The organism is Sediminibacterium sp. FW305-C-49, assembly GCF_058231085.1.
Window position 1 is genome coordinate 30420 of record NZ_JBIQXS010000001.1, and the last position, 20903, is coordinate 51322.

12 protein-coding genes are annotated in these 20903 nt (G+C 41.4%); 6 read left to right on the forward strand and 6 right to left on the reverse strand.

What is annotated here, in order from left to right; all coding sequences use genetic code 11:
• Position 1: 1 nt before the first annotated feature.
• From purL to ACH3Z1_RS00135, 3 genes are all read right to left on the reverse strand, one after another.
• Positions 2-2209 carry a phosphoribosylformylglycinamidine synthase subunit PurL gene (gene purL / locus ACH3Z1_RS00125; RefSeq protein ID WP_490819773.1) on the reverse strand — a complete coding sequence of 736 codons (2208 nt, stop codon included), beginning with the start codon at positions 2207-2209 and terminating at the stop codon, positions 2-4.
• Positions 2210-2360: 151 nt separating this feature from the next.
• On the reverse strand, positions 2361-3083 hold the full coding sequence (locus ACH3Z1_RS00130; RefSeq protein WP_490819775.1) for a head GIN domain-containing protein: 723 nt from the start codon (positions 3081-3083) through the stop codon (positions 2361-2363).
• 97 nt (positions 3084-3180) lie between these two features.
• Positions 3181-3702: a hypothetical protein gene (locus ACH3Z1_RS00135; RefSeq protein WP_490819776.1), complete on the reverse strand. Its 522-nt coding sequence runs from the start codon at positions 3700-3702 to the stop codon at positions 3181-3183.
• Between the two features lie 254 nt (positions 3703-3956).
• Between ACH3Z1_RS00135 and ACH3Z1_RS00140 the strand changes: the two genes are divergently transcribed.
• The gene (locus ACH3Z1_RS00140) at positions 3957-6140 is read left to right on the forward strand and encodes a glutamine synthetase III family protein (protein ID WP_490819777.1); all 2184 of its coding nucleotides are present in this window, start codon (positions 3957-3959) and stop codon (positions 6138-6140) included.
• A 193-nt stretch (positions 6141-6333) separates the two neighbouring features.
• Positions 6334-6723 carry a hypothetical protein gene (locus tag ACH3Z1_RS00145; protein WP_490819779.1) on the forward strand — a complete coding sequence of 130 codons (390 nt, stop codon included), beginning with the start codon at positions 6334-6336 and terminating at the stop codon, positions 6721-6723.
• Positions 6724-6838: 115 nt separating this feature from the next.
• Here the strand turns inward: ACH3Z1_RS00145 and accC are convergent, their stop codons facing one another.
• The 3 genes from accC to efp all read right to left on the reverse strand — a co-directional run bounded on the left by accC (position 6839) and on the right by efp (position 9559).
• Positions 6839-8176: an acetyl-CoA carboxylase biotin carboxylase subunit gene (gene accC / locus ACH3Z1_RS00150; protein WP_490819780.1), complete on the reverse strand. Its 1338-nt coding sequence runs from the start codon at positions 8174-8176 to the stop codon at positions 6839-6841.
• 120 nt (positions 8177-8296) lie between these two features.
• Positions 8297-8776 carry an acetyl-CoA carboxylase biotin carboxyl carrier protein gene (gene accB / locus ACH3Z1_RS00155; protein WP_490819781.1) on the reverse strand — a complete coding sequence of 160 codons (480 nt, stop codon included), beginning with the start codon at positions 8774-8776 and terminating at the stop codon, positions 8297-8299.
• A gap of 216 nt (positions 8777-8992) precedes the next feature.
• Positions 8993-9559, reverse strand: coding sequence for an elongation factor P (gene efp, locus ACH3Z1_RS00160; RefSeq protein ID WP_490819783.1), 567 nt, complete (start codon positions 9557-9559; stop codon positions 8993-8995).
• A 341-nt stretch (positions 9560-9900) separates the two neighbouring features.
• Between efp and ACH3Z1_RS00165 the strand changes: the two genes are divergently transcribed.
• The 4 genes from ACH3Z1_RS00165 to ACH3Z1_RS00180 all read left to right on the forward strand — a co-directional run bounded on the left by ACH3Z1_RS00165 (position 9901) and on the right by ACH3Z1_RS00180 (position 20831).
• Complete coding sequence (locus tag ACH3Z1_RS00165; protein WP_490819785.1) at positions 9901-12150, forward strand: PKD domain-containing protein; 2250 nt, start codon at positions 9901-9903, stop codon at positions 12148-12150.
• 126 nt (positions 12151-12276) lie between these two features.
• Positions 12277-13116: a DUF4198 domain-containing protein gene (locus ACH3Z1_RS00170; protein ID WP_490819786.1), complete on the forward strand. Its 840-nt coding sequence runs from the start codon at positions 12277-12279 to the stop codon at positions 13114-13116.
• A gap of 99 nt (positions 13117-13215) precedes the next feature.
• The gene (sucD, locus tag ACH3Z1_RS00175; protein WP_490819788.1) at positions 13216-14088 is read left to right on the forward strand and encodes a succinate--CoA ligase subunit alpha; all 873 of its coding nucleotides are present in this window, start codon (positions 13216-13218) and stop codon (positions 14086-14088) included.
• 356 nt (positions 14089-14444) lie between these two features.
• A complete protein-coding gene (locus tag ACH3Z1_RS00180) occupies positions 14445-20831 on the forward strand; it encodes an alpha-2-macroglobulin family protein (protein ID WP_490819790.1) in 6387 nt (2128 codons plus the stop codon).
• Positions 20832-20903: the final 72 nt, after the last annotated feature.

Sequence of the window (20903 nt, forward strand, 5' to 3'; positions counted from 1 at the left end):
GCTACTGGTTAATCAGTTTTTCAATGGCCGTATCATACAGGTTTTTCCAGCCATCAATGGTTCCCCAGGATGCACCGTTTACCTGAACAGCACCACTGGTTACTGTTCCAAGAATGGTGGCATTAATTCCTGCAGCTTTTGTAGCTTCTGTAACAGCAGTAGCTTTTTCTTTTGTACAGGAAACAACAACCCTGCTTTGTGACTCACCAAACCAGAATGCATCTTTACGCAAATCTGTTTGGGCTTCGACAGCAAAACCTAAACCACGGTTGAATCCACTTTCGAGCAGGTTGATCGCTAATCCACCTTCACTGATATCATGTGCACTCACCACCTGTTTATTTTTAATTAGTGAAGACACCAGTTGCTGTACATTGTATTCTTCATCGATGTTAAAGTAGGGTGCGGGTGAAAATTCTACCTTCTTTAATTTATGCAGGTATTCTGATGAGCCGATATCATTCTGCGGTGTACCAATAAGGATGATAATATCTCCTTCATTTTTAAAGTCGAGTGTCATACGTGCATCCACATCATCCACAATACCTACCATTCCAATAGTTGGTGTCGGGTATACTGGTCCATCGGGATTCTGGTTATAAAAACTCACATTACCACCTGTTACCGGTGTATTGAATTTGCGACAGGCATCACCCATACCTGTAACCGCTTTTACAAACTGGTAGTATACTTCCGGATCGTATGGATTACCGAAATTAAGACAGTTGGTTACACCAATGGGTTCGCCACCACTGCATACAATATTTCTTGCCGCTTCAGCAACAGCTATCATGCCACCTGTGTATGGATCAGCAAATACATATTTACTGTTACAGTCAACTGTTACAGCCAAACCTTTTCCTGTTCCTTTAGCCAATACCACTGTTGCGTCGCTTGGTGCATTGGTGGATGTATTGGCAGCTCCCACCATACTATCATATTGTGTATATACCCAACGTTTTGATGCGATATTGGGAATTTGTACCAGTTGCTCAGCAACTGATTTCAGATCGCTTGCATCTTCAATGCTATTGGCATCAAATGCTTTTATTTTTTCAAAATACTTAGGCTCTTTATACTCGCGAGTGTATTGTGGTGCACCACCACCCAACACGAGTTCATAAGCCGGAATTTCTGCTTCCAGTTCACCGTGCATATAGAATTTCAGCAAACCATCACCGGTTACTTCACCAATATTGCTGGCCGAGAGGTCCCATTTTTCAAATACTTTTAATACTGCTGCTTCTTTTCCTTTCTCTACTACAATGAGCATTCTTTCCTGACTCTCACTCAACAGCAATTCCCATGCTTTCATGTTTTGCTGGCGGGTAGGTACTTTTTCAAGATCAATTCGCATACCTACACCACCTTTGGCGCTCATTTCTGCGGTTGAGCAGATGATACCTGCTGCACCCATATCCTGCATACCTACAACAGCGCCGGTATTAATGAGTTCGAGACAGGCTTCCAGTAATTTCTTTTCCTGGAAAGGATCACCTACCTGAACCGCTGGCAATTCTTCTGCACTTTCAGCCGTAATATCAGCCGATGCAAAAGAGGCACCGCCAATACCATCTTTACCGGTGGCACTTCCTACAAAAAACACAGGGTTGCCAATACCGGCGGCAGTGGCACTGATCATATCTCCCGCTTTCATGATACCAACGCTCATAGCATTTACCAGTGGGTTGGTATGATAACAATCTTCAAAATATACTTCACCACCAACCGTTGGTACACCAAAGCAATTGCCGTAATGACCAATACCGTGTACCACACCGCTTAAGAGGCGTTGTGTTTTTTTATCTTTCAGGTTACCAAAACGTAAACTGTTGAGGGATGCAATCGGACGTGCGCCCATGGTAAAAATATCTCGCTGGATACCACCTACACCTGTTGCTGCCCCCTGGAATGGTTCAATGGCACTGGGGTGGTTATGACTTTCAATTTTAAATACAACGCCAAATCCGTTGCCCATATCCATGAGACCTGCGTTCTCCTCACCTGCTGCTACCAGCATCCTGCCACCATCGCGGGGAAGGGTTTTGAGCCACTTGATGGAATTCTTATAGCTGCAATGCTCACTCCACATTCCACTAAAAGCACATAGCTCCGTAAAGTTGGGGGTTCTGCCTAATTTCTGTTTGATGAGTTCGAATTCTTCTGCTGTAAGACGCAGTTTCTCGGCGGTTTGAACAGTAATTTCCATGATGCTGCGAAGGTAAGAAACGGAGCGCTGAAAAACGGAAGGGTGAATGTAAAAGTTTGTAACATTCATTTCATGAATGGTGAATGGTCAATGGTGAGTGATTTATTCGATTCATCATTCACCATTGACCATTGAGGATTCACGATCCCCATTACCCCTTCACAATCCTGCCGCTGCCGGCTTTATGGGTGCGCACATTTTTGGCGCCACCGGTGTAATAAACATTACCACTGCCGGCTATACGTGCGTCGATAGAGGTATTGGCCTGCACACGTATATTGCCACTGCCGCTGATACTGGCAGTAACATTATCGCTTACTACTTCTTTACAATTAATATTACCACTGCCGCTGATACGGGCATCTACTTCGTTGGATGTGCCATTCAGAATAATGCCACCACTACCCGACACAGATGCATCAATACGGTCGAAACGGTCAAAATCGAGTTTGATATTACCAGATCCGGAAACCGCCAGATTGGTGGTTCCTGAATGGGAGAATTTACCTTTTCCAATGATATCGCCGCTACCAGATAAATACAAACCTTTGATCTGGCTAATGGATACATATACTACGATCTTATTTTTAGACCTGATATTTCCATTTTTTCGGGCTTTGATATGGAGCTTTCCATTCTCTACCTTGGTTTCAATATACTCCAGGAGGTTTTCATCACCTTCTATTTCAATGGAATTGCTGTTTCCATAAGCCAGCATCACATCCCATGAGCCTGAAGATGCCACGCCCGAAAAGCTGCCTACTTCGCGGGTTTCTTTTTTATACACCCCATTGCCCTCAACTTTAAACCAGTTCCATTGGGCCACACTGTTGAGTGATACCAGTATGCCTATAATCAGTAATATTTTTTTCATAACATTTGTGGTTTTGAGAGTGAAACGGGACTCCAAAAAAAATGTTACAAAAAAAGCAGCCATTTTGGGGCTGCTTTTCTGGTGATGACCAGTTTCTTTATTCTGAAATAACCAATGAATTATAGTACTGGTCTTTAATTTCTTTCTTTTCTCCTCCGTTACCCGACTGATACGTTAACGTAAAAGCATATTGTTTATAAAAGACCATTCGGGTAGTATTATTGAATTTCTTGCCATCCTTATTGATTTCAAGGTCAAATTGATAATAAAGATGTTTGTTATTATATTTTCCTTCAGATTCTGCTTTAACTACTCCGCCACTCATTGAAATACCCTGCTTAATCTGTTCTTTAAACTCTTCCGTATCCTTTAAAGCTTCAATTTGCTCTTCTGTAATACCCATTTTGGTAAAATCCAAAACAATCAGCCCCAACTCAGTTGAATCTGCCATGACCGATTTGCGGATTTGTTGCGGACCTCCGGCTGCATCAACAGCTACAGGTTCAGTAGGCATGCTGACCTTAACTTTTTCAATCACATCCACCGTTTTCCAGTCGGCCAAACCCGGAACAAATGCGGAACCCATCACAGCTAAAACAATTACAAGTAACTTTTTCATTTAAACTTTTTATTTATAGGTTGCTAAACTGCGACTTTGATTACAGAAATTAAAAAAAATAAAGTCGGTTATCTGTTAATTATTTGTTTTTCAAATATTTAGATAGCAATAAAAGGTCTGGCTGATACAAATAATAAAAAATTACATATTTATATTTTTCCACAAAATGTCCATTTTTTTGCCATTTGACCTCATAATTATTGAATTTATGGCGACAATAACCTTACTTTTACGCCGTCAAAAAAACTTACCCTATGTCTTTACGCTTTAATGCGATCAGCAGCATCAACAACAATGAGACTTCCATTCCGGCCAGTACCAAGATCACCGGTATTTTCGGAACCAATGTTTTTACCCTGAAAACAGCCCGTGAATTCCTGAGCGACGAAGCCTATAAAAGTCTGGTTACCAGCATTCGTGGTGGTAAAAAAATCGACCGTAGTGTAGCCAACCAGATTGCCAACGGTATTCGTGCCTGGGCAGAAAGCAAGGGTGTTACCCACTACACGCACTGGTTTCAGCCCCTCACCGGTACCACTGCTGAAAAACATGACTCTTTCTTTACCCTGAAAGGTGATGGTACAGCCATCGAAGAATTTGATGGTGCAGCACTCATTCAACAGGAACCTGATGCTTCTTCTTTCCCCAGTGGTGGTTTACGTGCCACTTTTGAAGCACGTGGTTATACCGCCTGGGATCCTTCTTCCCCTGCTTTCATCATTGAAATCGGACAGGGCAAAACTTTATGTATTCCTACCATTTTCGTTTCTTATACAGGAGAATCTCTTGACTATAAAGCTCCTTTGCTGAAAGCACTGGAAGCCTTAAATAAATCAGCCGTTGAAGTATGTAATTTCTTCGACAAAAATGTCACCAAAGTAACCCCTACCCTCGGTTGGGAACAGGAATATTTTGTGATTGATGAGGCACTGGCCACTGCACGTCCCGATCTCGTACAATGCGGTCGTACTGTATTTGGCGCTTCGCCTGCAAAAGGTCAACAGCTGGAAGACCATTATTTTGGTTCCATCCCCGAGCGTGTGTATGCTTTCATGAGAGATTATGAGCAGGAAGCTTATAAACTGGGTATTCCATTGCGTACACGTCACAATGAAGTGGCACCTGCACAGTTTGAGTGTGCACCCATTTTTGAAGAAGTAAATATTGCCGTTGACCACAATACCCTATTAATGGATGTAATGAGCCGCGTGGCCAAACGCCATAAGCTCGTGGTATTGTTACATGAGAAACCATTTGCCGGTATCAATGGTAGTGGTAAACACAATAACTGGAGCATGGCTACTGACACAGGTGTAAACCTGCTGGCTCCCGGTAAAACGCCGAAGACCAACCTGATGTTCCTGACCTTCTTTGTCAACACCATTAAAGCGGTTCATGACTATGCAGATATTATGCGTGCAGCGATTGCTTCTGCCCCCAACGACCACCGTCTGGGTGCCAATGAAGCGCCTCCTGCGATCATTTCAGTATTCGTAGGCCAGTACCTGGCGAAAGTATTGTCTGATATTGAAACAAGGGTGAGTACCAAATTCGATGAGCAGGATGAAGCCATTCTGAAACTCGATCTGCACCGCAGTATTCCCGAGCTGATGCTGGATAATACCGATCGTAACCGTACTTCTCCTTTTGCCTTCACCGGTAATAAGTTTGAATTCCGTGCGGTGGGTTCTTCTGCCAACTGCGCCATTTCTATGACGGTACTGAATACCATTATGGCCGATACCCTGAAGAAATTCAAAGCCGATGTGGATGCATTGATAGAGAAAGGTGATAAAAAAGAAATCGCCATCATGCAGGTCATCCAGAAATATATTGTTGAAAGCAAAAACGTTTTATTTGAAGGTGATGGCTATAGCGATGAGTGGCACAAAGAAGCTGAACGTCGCGGCTTACCCAACCTCAAAACAACACCCGTTGCACTGGATGCGATGGTGACTGCAAAAGCCAAAAAACTGTTTGAAACGAATGGCGTTTACAGTCATACCGAACTGGAAGCCCGTCATGAAATTGAACTGGAAAAATATATCAAGAAAGTACAGATTGAAGCACGTATCATGGGCGACCTCGCCATCAACCATATTCTGCCGGCAGCCATTTCTTACCAGAACGACCTGCTGAGTAATGTGAATGGTTTAAAAGCCGCAGGTTTAGGTGAGAGTGCTTATAAGAGCCAGTTATCGCTCCTGAAAGAAGTGAGTGAACATATCCAGGTGATCCACGATAAAGTAAACCTGATGGTAGAAGCCCGCAAAGTGGCCAATAATATCGCTGATACCCGTGAAAAAGCTATTTCATATGAGGCTATTAAATCAACCTATTTCGATGAAATCCGCTACCATGTTGACAAACTGGAGCACCTGGTTGATGACGAAAAATGGACACTTCCCAAATACCGTGAGATGTTGTTTTTAAGATAAATCGTTCTTTTTGACTTGAGCAATCATAGCCCTGTACCGTTCCCGGTATGGGGCTTTTTAGTGAATGCTGAATGGTCAATGGTGAATAGAACCGCAGATTATTCACCATTGACCATTCAGCTTTCACCGATATTCATTTTTCCGAAATAAACCAATAGCTTAACTTTCTGTCTTATAAACTAAACTAAAAGACATGAAAAAAGTAATTGCCCTTTTAACCATTGCTTTTTGCTGCACCCTGACAGTAGCGATGGCTCAACCAGGCGGTGGTCAGCAAATGGACCCTGCTCAGATGCTCGAAATGATGAAACAGCGTGTTAAGCCGGGTTTGATGGAGAAAACCAAACTGACTGATGCCCAGGCCGATAAAGTACTGGAAATACAGCTTTGGGCACAGCAACAAAATCGTGGTTTGCGTGACCTGAGTGAAGAAGACCGCGCTAAAAAAATGAAAGAAACCAACGAAGAAAGAGAAAAAAAAATGAAGGCTATTCCTTTAACTGACGATCAGATTAAAGCGGTAAATGAGTTTTATGCAGAAATGAGAAGAAATCGCCCAGGCGGTGGCGGTGGTGGAAAATAATTAGAACTGAAACGATGTGAAGCTGTACCAGTTGGTGCAGCTTTTTTATTGCATAAAAAATAAGGCCCGGTACTATTTATTGTCCGGGCCTTATCAGTTGGCTAATCGTCAACGATTATTTCATTTTAAAAGTTTCGAGAAACTTGGTTGTAAAATTACCCTTCCTGAAATCTTCATTCTGCATCAGTTGCAGGTGGAAAGGAATGGTCGTTTTTACACCTTCAATCACATACTCGCTTAATGCACGATACATAGTATCAATGGCTTCCTCACGGGTTTGCGCAATGGTAATGAGTTTACCGATCATTGAATCATAATAAGGAGGAATCACATAACCTGCATACACATGACTGTCTACACGAACGCCATGTCCGCCGGGCGTGTGTAAGACCGTGATTTTACCTGGTGATGGCCTGAAATCGTTGTATGGATCTTCTGCATTGATACGACATTCAATCGCATGCATTTGTGGTTCGTAGTTACGGCCACTTATTTTTTCTCCCATCGCAATTTTGATCTGCTCTTTGATCAGATCGAAATTGATGACTTCTTCTGTAACACAATGTTCTACCTGGATACGGGTATTCATTTCCATAAAGTAGAAATTGCGGTGCTTGTCTACCAGGAATTCAATGGTACCCACGCTTTCATAATTAATGGCAGCAGCAGCTTTACAGGCTGCTTCACCCATTTTCTTACGCAGTTCAGGTGTCATAAATGGAGAAGGTGATTCTTCTACCAGTTTCTGGTGACGACGCTGAATAGAACAATCACGCTCACTCATATGACATACAGTACCATACTGGTCGCCTGCTACCTGTATCTCAATGTGACGTGGCTCTTCCACAAATTTCTCCATGTATACACCATCATTCTTAAATGCGGCTGCCGCTTCTGTACGAGCAGTGGTATAAGCTTTTTCAATTTCACTTTCTTCAAATACCACACGCATTCCTTTACCACCACCACCTGCAGTAGCTTTAAGAATGACCGGGTAACCAATTTCTTTTGCCAATACTTTGGCTTCTTCTACACTTTCCAGCAAGCCCTCACCACCGGGTACTACGGGTACACCAGCTTTGATCATGGTGTCTTTTGCAGTGATCTTATCACCCATCTTGTTGATCATCTCGGGTGTGGGACCAATAAACTTGATACCATGATCTGCACAGATCTGTGAAAACCTTGCATTCTCGGCCAGAAAACCATAACCCGGATGAATCGCATCCGCATTGGTAATTTCGGCCGCAGCCATGATATGTGGAATATTCAGGTAAGAATCTATACTCTGTGGTTTACCGATACATACGGCTTCATCTGCAAATTTTACATGCAAACTGTCCTTATCCGCGGTTGAATACACCGCAACGGTTTTAATGCCCATCTCACGACAGGTGCGGATCACACGTAAAGCGATCTCTCCCCTGTTGGCAATCAGTATTTTCTTGAACATCAGATAAATTTGAAAATTTGAAAATGTGCTAATTTGAAAATAATGGCATGTAGATAAATTTGAAAATTCAGAAGATGGAGCTACCCAATTTTCAAATTTTCAAATTCTGCCATTTTCAAATTATTTAGGTTCTACCAAAAACAACGGCTGATCGTATTCTACAGGGCTGGCATCGTCTACCAACACTTTTACGATGGTTCCGCTTATTTCACTTTCAATTTCATTGAAAAGCTTCATCGCTTCAATAATACATACCACTTTGCCGGGAGCTATTTCAGTACCTACATCTGCCAGCATCGGTTTATCTGGTGATGGTCTGCGGTAGAAAGTACCGATCATCGGGCTTTTTATGGTAATAAGGTTATCTGCTTTAGGGGCTGGAGCAGCAGGTGCTGCGGGAGCTGCCGGAGTAGCTGCGGTTGCCTGAGGAGCAGGGGCTGGAGCGGTATGGAATACCTGGGGAGCAGGTGCCGCTACTGTTACTACTGGTTCTTCTTTCTGTTTGATGGTCACCTTACCATCTTTGTCTTCTATACTGATTTCACCAATATTACTCTTATTGATGATCTTAATCAACTCGTGAATTTGCTTTAAATCCATAATGGCAATTTTTGGGGTAAAACTGGTAAGTTTCGGTCAAATTGGGGGGCAAAATAGCCTTTTTTTGATAAAAACAGGGGATTTTTTGATTTTTTTGGCCGGAGCCGGAGATGAATGGTGAATGGTCAATGGTGAAGAAGAAGCTACCCTTATTCACATTGACCATTGACCAAAAAAGGCATCCGAAGATGCCCTTTTTTATACGTACAGATTCATTTATTCTTTAACGCGTTCTACATAATCACCCGACTTGGTGTTTACACGGATCAGTTCCCCATCTTCCACAAACAGGGGTACCATTACAGTAGCACCGGTTTCCACAGTAGCTGCTTTGAGGGCGCGGGTAGCGGTATCGCCACGTAATCCAGGCTCACAATAGGTAATTTTTACCACGATCTTTTCCGGTAATTCTGCACCAATTGGCTGTTCAGTTTCAGTATTGATGAAAACAAATACCTCAGAACCATCTTTCAGGAACTGGGGTGCATCAATCATTTCTTCTGCCAGCGCAATCTGTTCAAAAGTCTCGTTATTCATCAGGTTATACCCGCTTTCATCTTTGTACAGAAACTGGAAAGCTTTCTTTTCCACACGTACCGGGAAAATGGATTCACCACTATTCCATGTTTTTTCGATGGAACGCTTATTGTCCACCCCTTTCAGCTTGGCCCAAACTTTGGCCGCAGCTCTTGCGGTTTTGTTCTCGCCAAACTCTACCACTGAATATAAACTGCCGTCGAGTTTTAAAATCATACCACGGCTGATGTCTGATGTAGTTGCCATATAAACTTTATTTCTGGCGCAAAAGTAGGGAATTGGGGGGATTTGGGGATGGTAGAGGGTTGATAGCAGGTTTTTTATCCTCTTGCCTTCGAAAACTTCTGTTCGATAAATGACTCTGCTCACCTCTTATTCTCCCCTTCTCCCTGTTAACCCTATTCCAAAAAGCGGGTATCGTTCGTTGTTGAAGTTTTTTTTACAAAGAGAAGAGGAGAAAGGGAGTTAACGTTGAGTCCTTTACTGATTTTTTATAGTTCAACAGTAGAGATGTGAAAAAAAATATAAGGTCTGGACAACGGCATATAAAAATCAGGTATCTGTTAAAAAGAGCAAAAAATAAACCTATGGATAATTTTACACGATTTGCTTGCCGCATCTTATTGATGCTACTTCCCATTGGCAGCTTAGCAAATACCATTATTGTAAAAGGCACCGTGAAATATAGCAATGGTCAGCCCGTAGCAAATAAAGTCGTAACCATTTCACTAGACAGCACTACCAGCAATGCCTGCTACCAGTATAAAACGGTGAAAACAAATCCGAATGGATATTATATTGATACCATCACCTGCAACTACAACATCACTAAAATAAAAGTGAGCGTAGAGAATTGCGATGGGAAACTGTTGATCAATTATCCCAACATCAACAATAGCAGTAATTATGCAGAGAGTCATTTTACACTCTGCACACCCGGCACTTCACCAGCTACCTGCAAAGCTGAATTTTCATTTGAAAGATTACAGGGAAGAACATTCCGTTTTACTTCTAAAAACAGCATCGTTCCTACCGGTGACAGTATTATCCTCAGAAAATGGATGTTTGGAGACGGCTCCGTTCTCGAAGGCAAAGAAATCAGTCCGTTGAAAGAATTCAAGGACACGGGTGTGTATAATGTTTGCTTACTCATCAAAACAAAAAATGGCTGTGAAAGCAAAGTGTGTTTGAATATTGTAGTCCGCGATTCAATTGTTCAGCCTGTTTCATGCAAAGCCGTTTTTTCTTACGAGAAACTACAGGGGAAAACATTCCGCTTCAGTTCAAAAAACAGCATTGTTCCTGCTGGTGACAGCATCATACTCAGGAAATGGATGTTTGGGGATGGCTCCGTTCTTGAAGGCAAAGAAATCAGTCCATTAAAGGAATTCAAAGACACAGGTGTTTATAATGCTTGCCTCCTCATTAAAACACAAAGAGGCTGTGAAAGCAAAACCTGTATTACCGTTATTGTTCGCGATTCATCAAACATTCCTCCTGTAGTTTGTAAAGCCAAATTTACTGCAAGAGCAGAGGGAAGAAAAGTGATATTGACAAGTAATAGTGAAGTGATGAACAATGACAGCATCATCAAGTACAGTTGGGTATTGGGCGATGGTGCTGTAATGGATACAAAAACAAAAGAACTGGTATATCAATATGCCCGTGCCGGAAAATACCAGGTATGTCTGTATACCAAAACAGCCAGGGGCTGCGAAAGTAAATATTGTGCTATCGTTGAAATTACAGAGCCGCTCAATTGCACAGCTATTTATGCTGTTGAAAGAACAGCTACCCGTACATTTCGTTTTAACAGCAGCAAAAGCCTTGCATCCAGTGGCGATACCATTCAACAGCGCATCTGGATATTTGGTGATGGCAGCACAATGGATGGCAATGAAATAAATCCTTTAAAAACTTTTAAAGACACTGGTACTTATACGGTCTGTCTTAAAATAAAATCTGCCAAAGGCTGCGAAGCTTTGTATTGCAGCAGCATTGTGGTAAAAGACTCTACCATTTCTAATCCACCCCTGTACTGCAAATCAGTATTCAGTTTTACAAGAAAAGAACAGGTAATACAGTTCAACAGCCTGGCTTCTGTGGTGCCACAGGGCGACAGTATCATCAGCAGAACATGGTATTTTGGAGATAGTTCTGCTCCGTTAACAGGCAACAGAAAAGATCCATATTATCAATACCAGAAAGCAGGAGTGTACAATGTTTGTCTGGTGATTAAAACAAGCAAAGGATGCGAGAGTAAATATTGTGCAACGGTTCAGTTTCAGCCGGCGAATAATCAGTGTACAGCCCGTTTTACGGATGAACGTCTGGCACAAAAGAAAATGAGGTTCAATAGTAGTACCTCAATGGCCATCCAGGGCGACAGTATCATAGAACGTAAATGGAAATTTGGTGATGGCACTGAATTGAGCGGTAATGTAGTGGCCCCTGAGAAAGAATATCGTCAGAAAGGTATTTATACCGTATGTCTCCAGATAAAAACTGCCGCAGGTTGTAAGAGTGAAATCTGTAAAGTATTTGACATAAAAGACAGTACAGCGAATGATCCTATCAGCCAGCGCATTAAGATCATACAGATCAATCCAAACCCTGTTGTATCGCGTTTTGTAACCACTATCTGGACCAAAATGGGTATTGAAGTAGAGATTGGTATCTATGATATTTATGGCACCATCAAATGGAAAACCAAAAAAGGACTGCTCTCAGGTAATAATTTCATTGAAATACCGGCTGTTGAATTAAAAACCGGTCCTTATTTCCTGAGAGTAACCAGCGCGATTGGTAACGACAGCCGGTTATTTTACAAACTATAGACTACATTTTGGCTGAATTGTTATAGCCACAGATTCGCAGATTATTATTCACTAATCTGCGAATCTGTGGCTAACAATTTTCTGATAAACAGCTTTATTCTGGCTTCATTTCGGTAATTTCCGGTAATGAAAAAAAAGTTACTTGTTATCTTGTTTCTTGTTTCTTCTACTTTACTTACAGCACATGAATTCTGGCTGTCACCCGATAAATATTTTTATACCATCCGCGATATTGCCTCGATCCGTTTTCATGTAGGTGAAAATTTTACAGGTGAGAACTGGAGTGGTAACAAAGAAAAAATAAAAGTACTTTCCCACTACCTTCCTAGTGGTAATATGACTGACCTGTCTGACAGGCTATCGATGAACAAGGGAGATTCTATCAGACTGCCTTTACAAACCGAAGGAACACATATGGTTGTTTTTAACAGCACCAACTCCCATATTGAACTCGAAGCGGATAAGTTTAATGAATATCTCAAAGAAGATGGTCTTCAAAAGGCTATTCAGTACCGGCTCAAAAATGGCGAGCATGATAAGACCGGGAAAGAATATTACCAGCGATCGGTGAAAACAATTATACAGGTAGGAAATGAAAGAACCAATGCCTGTACTGCACCTACCCATCTCCCATTGGATATTATTCCATTGGAAAATCCTTATGCTTCACCGGGTATGGACCCCCAGGGTTCTCTTCCGATAGTAAAATTCAGGGTTTTGTTTAAAGGTAAACCGCTGGCCAACTGGCTGATAAAAACCTGGTTCCGCGATGAAAAAAGCAAAATACAAATGAAAGAATACCAGACCAATAACCGGGGAATCATCAGTGTAAAAAGGTATTCGGGGCCGTTTATGGTAAGTACCGTTTATATGGAGCGGCTAAACGGCGACCCTAAAGCAGATTGGCAGAGTTATTGGGCCAGTCTTAATTTTGAGTATTCTTCCTTTTTCTCTTCCGGGCGCTGATATTCTGGGGCTGAATGAACAAACTTTGGATCATTGGCCCGTATCCGTTCATTTTCTCCTATTTTTGCGCCAAATTTCAACATACAAGAATCCATTACCATGGCAGTATTAGTGAATAAAAATTCGAAGATCATTGTTCAGGGGTTTACCGGAACAGAAGGCACATTCCACGCTACACAGATGATTGAATATGGCACCAATGTGGTTGGTGGTGTTACACCCGGCAAAGGTGGCAGCACGCATCTCGACCGTCCTGTATTCAATACTGTAGCCGATGCAGTAAAAACAGCAGGTGCCAATGTGAGTATCATATTTGTACCTCCGGCTTTTGCAGCAGATGCCATTATGGAAGCAACAGATGCAGGTATTGGCCTGATCGTATGTATCACCGAAGGTATTCCTGTGCAGGATATGGTGAAAGTGAAGAATTATATGCTGGGTAAACCAACGCGCCTTATTGGCCCTAACTGCCCGGGTGTAATTACTGCCGGTGAAGCAAAAGTGGGTATCATGCCCGGATTTATCTTTAAAACCGGTCGTATTGGTATCGTTTCGAAAAGTGGTACACTTACTTATGAGGCAGCCGATCAGGTGGTAAAAGCCGGACTGGGTATCAGTACTGCTATCGGCATTGGTGGCGATCCTATTATCGGAACACCTACCAAAGAAGCCGTAGAATTACTGATGAACGATCCTGAAACCGATGGCATCATCATGATTGGTGAAATTGGTGGTAGCATGGAAGCAGAAGCTGCCCGCTGGATCAAAGACAATAAAACAAAACCGGTGGTAGGTTTTATTGCCGGACAAACCGCACCTCCGGGTCGTCGCATGGGTCATGCAGGAGCCATTATTGGCGGTGCCGATGATACTGCCGAAGCCAAAATGAAGATTATGGCAGAATGTGGCATTGATGTAGTAGCTAGTCCTGCCGATATCGGCAAGACCATGGCCGCTGCCCTCAAAAAATAAAATAACAGGATATCCCATCAAGCCTGCATCTAAACAATGCAGGCTTTTTTATTGCAGTCACTTAATACTTGTCTCTTGATTCATTTGTTACCTTATCATTACCAGTCCAAAATACCGAGTTTGTGGTATAGGCATTATGATGATAAGATCGCAAATTGCATACTGTTAAGAAAGACTCGAAGGAGTATTCAAACAACTACAAATTGGGGGTAAAGCTTGTGGCGAAAGCCGCAAGCTTTCGTTTTTTGGATGGATTGCCTACTAAACTTTTGTTAATCCATTCTTAAACGTATGAATATGAATGATGTTTGCATCCCTAATAAATAGAACGTATTTTCCTACTTAAATTTTCATACATGAGATTCAGGTTCTTTCTTTCCTTGCTTATTTGTTCATTTTGTTTTACTGTCTATTCTCAACAGCCCGATACCAGCTTCCTCAGAGAATGGTTTACCATTGATACATTGATCGCTGAACGTGGACAGAGTAAAACTGCCCTCATAAAGGTGAATGAATTATACCAGAAAGCTGTGCAGAGAAATTTACCCGTACAAAAAATAAAAGCACTGATCTATCGGTATACTATTGAAAATACCATTACGGAAAAAGGAAAAAAAGAAATCATTGATGATCTGTCAAAAGAAATTTTAGCTGTAAAAGAACCTGTCGTTCAGCAATTACTTCAATTATTACTGGCTAAAAAAATCAGTGACTACTTCAACGATTATCGCTGGCAGATTTACAGCAGAAAAAAAGCAACTACCAGTGCCGGAAAAGAAGTAGACAACTGGTCGATGGATGATTTTTATCACAAAATTTCATCATTGTATCTGGATGTACTGAGCCATGAAAAATTATTACAGTCTGTCAATATTCAACAATTTGATGCAGTACTGATAAAAGGTAGTAAAAGATACCCCAATACCAGCTTATACGATCTAGCGATGCGTGAGGCCATTGAATATTTTAAATCAGGGCATACTTATACCAGCAAGCCCGTAGAGGCTTTCACACTTACCAATGAAAAATCGCTGGGGTCATTACCCGATTTTATTCAGACTCATTTTCAAACCACAGACAGCAGTTCTCATATCTGGAACACCCTGATGCTGTATAAAAAAATCTTAACGCATCACAACACCGATAAAGACAAAAATTTTCTTCTCTTTTTAGATCTGGAAAGAATTAACTGGGTGTATTCGCAGGCTTCGTTTATAAAAAAGGAAGAAAAGTATGAAGCAGCACTTCGCTTGTTAACAGAGCAATATCCTTCTCATTCACTTACCGCTGAAGTCTGGTCACAACTAGCCCAGTTGTACATTAACCGGGCCTATACTTATAGCCCATTCGCAGATACCACGCACCGTTATGCCTATGTAACTGCCAAAAAAATAATTGAGACAGCCCTTGGCAGCTTTGACAGCTCGTTTCATGCTGTAAAAAAACTGAAGAACCAGCTATCGCAGATTCAGCAGAAACAGATGATGCTGAAAACAGAACAGGTGAATATTATTAATCAGCCATTCAGGGCAAAGCTCGATTTCAGAAATGTAGATAGTATCTATATCCGTATCCTTCGTTTGGATGATAAAGAGATACCTACAGAACAGGTTTGGGAAAACAATTTCTGGAAAAAAATTACCCGGTCAAAACCTGTTAAAACATTGCCGATTGCTTTACCTAAAACAAATGATCACCAATTACACGCCACAGAAATAGCTTTACCTGGCTTAGCTGCAGGTAATTATGCGTTGCTTAGTTCAAATGATTTGTCTTTTCATGACAGCCTTAGCCATCTCAGGTATTTACCCTTCATTGTATCCAATATCAGTTACATAAAAAATGGCTCCGATTTTTTTGTTGTACACAGGGAAACCGGCAAACCATTACCGAATGTGCAGGTTACCATACAACGTCAGACATACAATACTGTTACCCGCAAAAATGAATACCAGACTGTCAGTAAACCCACAACAGATAAAAACGGATATTTCAGTTTCACAGAAAAAAACAACAGTGGTTTGTTCCGTTATTTTTTTGAAACAAAAAATGATCAGCTCAGGTTTCAGCAAGGGGAATATGAATATTTAAATTCTGTATCAAATGAAGAAAGCATCGAACCGGATATGGAGCAACAAATCAGGTATGAAAAAGATGCCAGACAGGTTTTCTTTTTTACTGACAGATCCATTTACAGACCCGGACAAACAGTGTATTTCAAAGGAATAGGCGTAACACGTTCTTATGGAAACAAAACCAGTAAATTAATTTCGAAAGATTCGGGCTGGGTAATTTTACAGGATGTAAACAGAAAGAGAATTGATTCCCTACCCTATGTAGTAAATGAATTTGGTTCATTCAGTGGAAAATTTCAGTTACCTGCAAAAGTTTTAACTGGCTATTTCAGTATTTATACCAACAGTATAAAAAATGGAGCTTCTTATTTTTCGGTAGAAGAATATAAACGTCCTACCTATGCTGTTTCACTCGAACAACCCAAAGGTAGTTATCGCCTAAACGACAGTATAACCCTTACAGGGAATGCTAAAGCTTTTGCAGGTAATACCATTGATGGAGCCAAAGTGGTGTACAATATTACTCGTTATACAAGAACCATCTATCCCTGGTATCGCAGAGGGCCTTCAAGAACAGACAATAGCCGTGAAATCGGTAATGGTAATATAACAACAGATGCAGCCGGCAATTTCAACATTCGTTTTAAAGCAAATGCTGACGACATTACAAAAGAAGAAAATGCCAATACCCTTTTTACTTTCACCATCAATGCCACTGTTACAGATGCAAATGGAGAAACCAGAACTGCCAGTTCTGAAATCAATATTGGCTATCAGTCATTACAACTTAGCATAGAAAGTCCGAAGCTAACAGACAGCAGGAACCTGAAAGAGATCGGCATCAAAACCACCAACCTTAGTAATGAACCAGAACCGGCTGCTGTATCGATAAAAATATATGCTTTACGAGCACCTGAAAGACTTATCCGTAAAAGGCTTTGGGAAAAACCGGATCAGTTCCTGATGAGTGAAAAGGAATTTACAGCATTGTTTCCCCATGATGAATATGCATCTGAAACGGAGATAACAGAATGGTCTGTTCAAAAGCTGGTACTGGAAACATCGATCAATACCAAAACAATAACTGCATTGGCATTGAATCAGCCGCTTCCGGCGGGTCAGTATAAAATAGAAGCAAGTACTACAGATAAAGATGGTAAAGAACTCAAAGCCTTCCAATACACAACTGTATTCAATAGCCAGTTGGCCCAATTGCCTTATATAACTTATCAGTTAAACCTCAATCAGAAAACAACAGTTGAACCAGGTGATACTGCCAGTTATATCAGTGGTACAGATGCAAAAGACCTCTTTGTGATTCAAAAAACAGAGCGGAAAAATAAGAAAGCTACCATTCACTATGAGCAAAGAGTAAACGGACTTACAAATAATCGTTTTATCGCTGAAGAAGCAGACAGAGGAGGTTTTGCCGTAGCAGAAGCTTATGTTTTACACAACAGATTATATAGTTATCAAACAAGGATAGAAGTTCCCTGGACCAATAAACAGTTAACAGTTCAATACAGCAGTTATAGAAATAAAACAGAACCCGGCAGTAAAGAAACCTGGACCGTACAGGTGAAGGGACAAAAAAATGAACAGGTGGCATCAGAACTGCTTACAACGATGTATGATGCTTCACTTGACCAGTTCAAAAACCATCAGTTGAATGCCCCATCATTATGGCCCATTCATTACCTGACCAATGGTTTTACTGCAGGAAGAAATTTCACCAGTGTAGCTGCTTATGATAATCCAATTATTGCATGGGATTACCTGCCTGAAATTTTTGACACATATGATCGCCTAGCAGAAAGTTATTATGATCTCTATGAAAGAAATATCAGGAACTGGATTACTTATGCAGGCGCAGGTATTTCTGATAAACTGAAAAAGCATGTAGAGAAAATGCTGGAGAATGTGGTTGAGTATAATTTTCAAACCGGCAGAGTAGAAGGCGAGTATAATAAAAGAGCAGTTGCACGGTCATCTGTTTCCGCTGAATTGAGCAAAAGCATGGCTGCTCCCGTGCCCGTAGGTGCTGTTGTACAAGCTGGGGGAGTTATGAATGATACAGACAGAATGACGAATGTTTCCATCAGAGGTAATTCCAGTTTAAACACGCCTGGTCTATTGTATGTGGTTAATGGAAAAATAATAGCAGGTGCGCCCAATATTAGCCCGGATAAAATTTTATCATCAACAATTTTATCCAGAGAAGAAGCAGTAGCCAAATATGGAGCCGCAGGCGCCAATGGAGCCATTCTGATCACAACTTCAGAGAATGCTTCTCCTGTTACCATCCGCAAAAATTTCAATGAAACCGCTTTCTTCTTTCCGCACCTGTATGCAGATACTGCAGGCAATTACAGTTTCAGCTTTACCATGCCCGATGCATTAACGAGATGGAAATGGATGAGCCTTGCACATACAAAAGACCTTGCTTTTGGAAGCAATAGTACTAATATCATCACCCAAAAAACACTGATGGTACAGGCCAATGCTCCACGTTTTATCAGGGAAGGCGACAAAATGGAACTGAGTGCCAAGATTTCAAACCTTAGTGAGAAAGAATTATCCGGTCAGGTTACACTCGAACTGGTGGATGCTGCTACAGGTACTTCAGTAGATGGATGGTTTCAGAATGTATTCCCTGTACAGTATTTTACGGCTGCAGCCGGACAAAGCACCGCCATTAAATTCCCCGTACAGGTTCCATTCAGTTTCAATAAAACGCTTACCTGGCGGCTTACAGCCAGGGCCGATAATTATAGTGACGGAGAAGAAAATGCAATTCCGGTACTAACAAACCGACAACTGGTTACAGAAAGCCTGCCCATACTGATCACAAGAGATACCACACAGTCTTTCCGTTTTGAAAAACTGATACAGACCAGCAGTCAGAGTTTAACACATGAAGCCATCACCATCAATTATACAAGCAATCCCATCTGGGAAGCCATACGTGCCCTACCCTATCTGATGGAATATCCCTATGAATGTGTGGAACAGACTTTTAACCGTTTTTACGCAAATACATTGGGTAATTATATTGTAAACAGGGATCCGAAAATCAGAAAAGTATTTGAATCCTGGTTAAAAGATACAGCTACTGCCAAAAGCAAATTGCGGTTGAACGAATCACTCAAACAAATTATGCTGGAAGAAACCCCCTGGGTATTTGCTGCACAGAGTGAAGAAGAACAACAAAAAAACATTGCCATGTTATTTGATGTATTCCGATTAAGTCAGCAGACCGATCAGCTGGTACAAAAACTCCAGGACATGCAATTGCCTGATGGAAGTTTCAGTTGGTTCAAGGGTGGTTATGCCGATCGTTATATGACAAACTACGTAATCACCGGCCTTGGCAAACTGAAAAGAATAGGTGCACTTACACCAGATGTAGCCATTCGCCTCAAGTCTTTGATTGAAAAATCTGTCGCATTCCTTGATGAAGCCATCAATAAAGAATACCAGTACTGGAAAAAATCAAAACTCGATACGACACGTACCCTTATTTCGGGTACACATATCCAGTATCTCTACATGCGCAGTTTCTACAGAGATATTGCTTTACCTAAATATGCAGAAGCCTATAACTTTTTTTACAACCGGGGTAAGTTGCAGATACAGCAACAATCTATTTACCATCGTGCATTGCTAGGATTGGTATACTACCGTAACAATGAAATTCGCTATGTAAACGTAAACCTGCGCAGCGCCATCCTTGAAAATGCAGTAAGAGATGATGGAAAGTCAACTTTGTATTGGAAAGACCGGTACAGCTATTCATGGTACCAGACACCCATAGAACACCAGGCCACCATGATGCAGTTTTTACAGGAACTTCAACAAGGACAACCCATGTTTGAAGGAAACAAATCGATTGATGAAGCGAGAAACTGGTTATTACTCAATAAACAAAGCAACAACTGGAAAACAACAATGGCCACCGCCGAAGCCTGTTATGCATTGCTCATGACTGGTTCAGATCTCTTGCACACAGAAAAAAATATCAGGATTCAACTTGGCAACAACAGTTATAGCAATCAGGATCGTAAAACTGAAGCAGGAACAGGTTATTTCCAGCAAAGAATAGAGGGCAGGTTTGTACAACCAGCCATGGGGAATATTACCGTAACTGTACAAACAAAAGGAATAGAGAAAGTGCAAAGTCCATCATGGGGCAGTATTTACTGGCAATATTTTGAAGACATGGATAAGATTACTCCTTCGGCCACACCTTTATCCATCAGCAAACAATTATTCATTGAACGTAACAGCAATACCGGTAAAGTGCTGGAACCCATTAGCGAAAACAATGTGCTGAAACCCGGCGACAAAGTAGTAATCCGTTTAACGCTCAAAAGCGATCGTGAAATGGAATACCTCCATCTCAAAGACACCAGGGCTTCCACCATGGAGCCGGTGAATGTATTGAGTGGATATAGATGGCAGGATGGACTGGGCTATTATGAAAGCACCAAAGATGCCAGTACCAATTTCTTTATCAGTCAGCTCAGAAAAGGCACTTATGTGTTTGATTATCCTGTATTCATTACCCATACCGGTGTGTTCTCTACAGGTAATGCTAGTATACAATGTATGTATGCACCGGAATTTGTAGCAAACTCCGGAGGAATGAAGATCAGAGTGGAGGAGTGATGTGGGATGTAGGATCTCTGATGTCTGATATAGATATAGGGAAAGTGCTAACTTGCAAATCCAAAATGTCAG

Coding starts and splice junctions, on each gene's coding strand:
- ACH3Z1_RS00135 (WP_490819776.1), bottom strand. CDS start 3,702: ATGAAAAAGTTACTTGTAATTGTTTTAGCTGTGATGGGTTCCGCATTT.
- ACH3Z1_RS00170 (WP_490819786.1), top strand. CDS start 12,277: ATGAAAAAAAAGTTACTTGTTATCTTGTTTCTTGTTTCTTCTACTTTA.
- ACH3Z1_RS00180 (WP_490819790.1), top strand. CDS start 14,445: ATGAGATTCAGGTTCTTTCTTTCCTTGCTTATTTGTTCATTTTGTTTT.
- ACH3Z1_RS00140 (WP_490819777.1), top strand. CDS start 3,957: ATGTCTTTACGCTTTAATGCGATCAGCAGCATCAACAACAATGAGACT.
- accC (WP_490819780.1), bottom strand. CDS start 8,176: ATGTTCAAGAAAATACTGATTGCCAACAGGGGAGAGATCGCTTTACGT.
- ACH3Z1_RS00145 (WP_490819779.1), top strand. CDS start 6,334: ATGAAAAAAGTAATTGCCCTTTTAACCATTGCTTTTTGCTGCACCCTG.
- efp (WP_490819783.1), bottom strand. CDS start 9,559: ATGGCAACTACATCAGACATCAGCCGTGGTATGATTTTAAAACTCGAC.
- sucD (WP_490819788.1), top strand. CDS start 13,216: ATGGCAGTATTAGTGAATAAAAATTCGAAGATCATTGTTCAGGGGTTT.
- accB (WP_490819781.1), bottom strand. CDS start 8,776: ATGGATTTAAAGCAAATTCACGAGTTGATTAAGATCATCAATAAGAGT.
- purL (WP_490819773.1), bottom strand. CDS start 2,209: ATGGAAATTACTGTTCAAACCGCCGAGAAACTGCGTCTTACAGCAGAA.
- ACH3Z1_RS00130 (WP_490819775.1), bottom strand. CDS start 3,083: ATGAAAAAAATATTACTGATTATAGGCATACTGGTATCACTCAACAGT.
- ACH3Z1_RS00165 (WP_490819785.1), top strand. CDS start 9,901: ATGGATAATTTTACACGATTTGCTTGCCGCATCTTATTGATGCTACTT.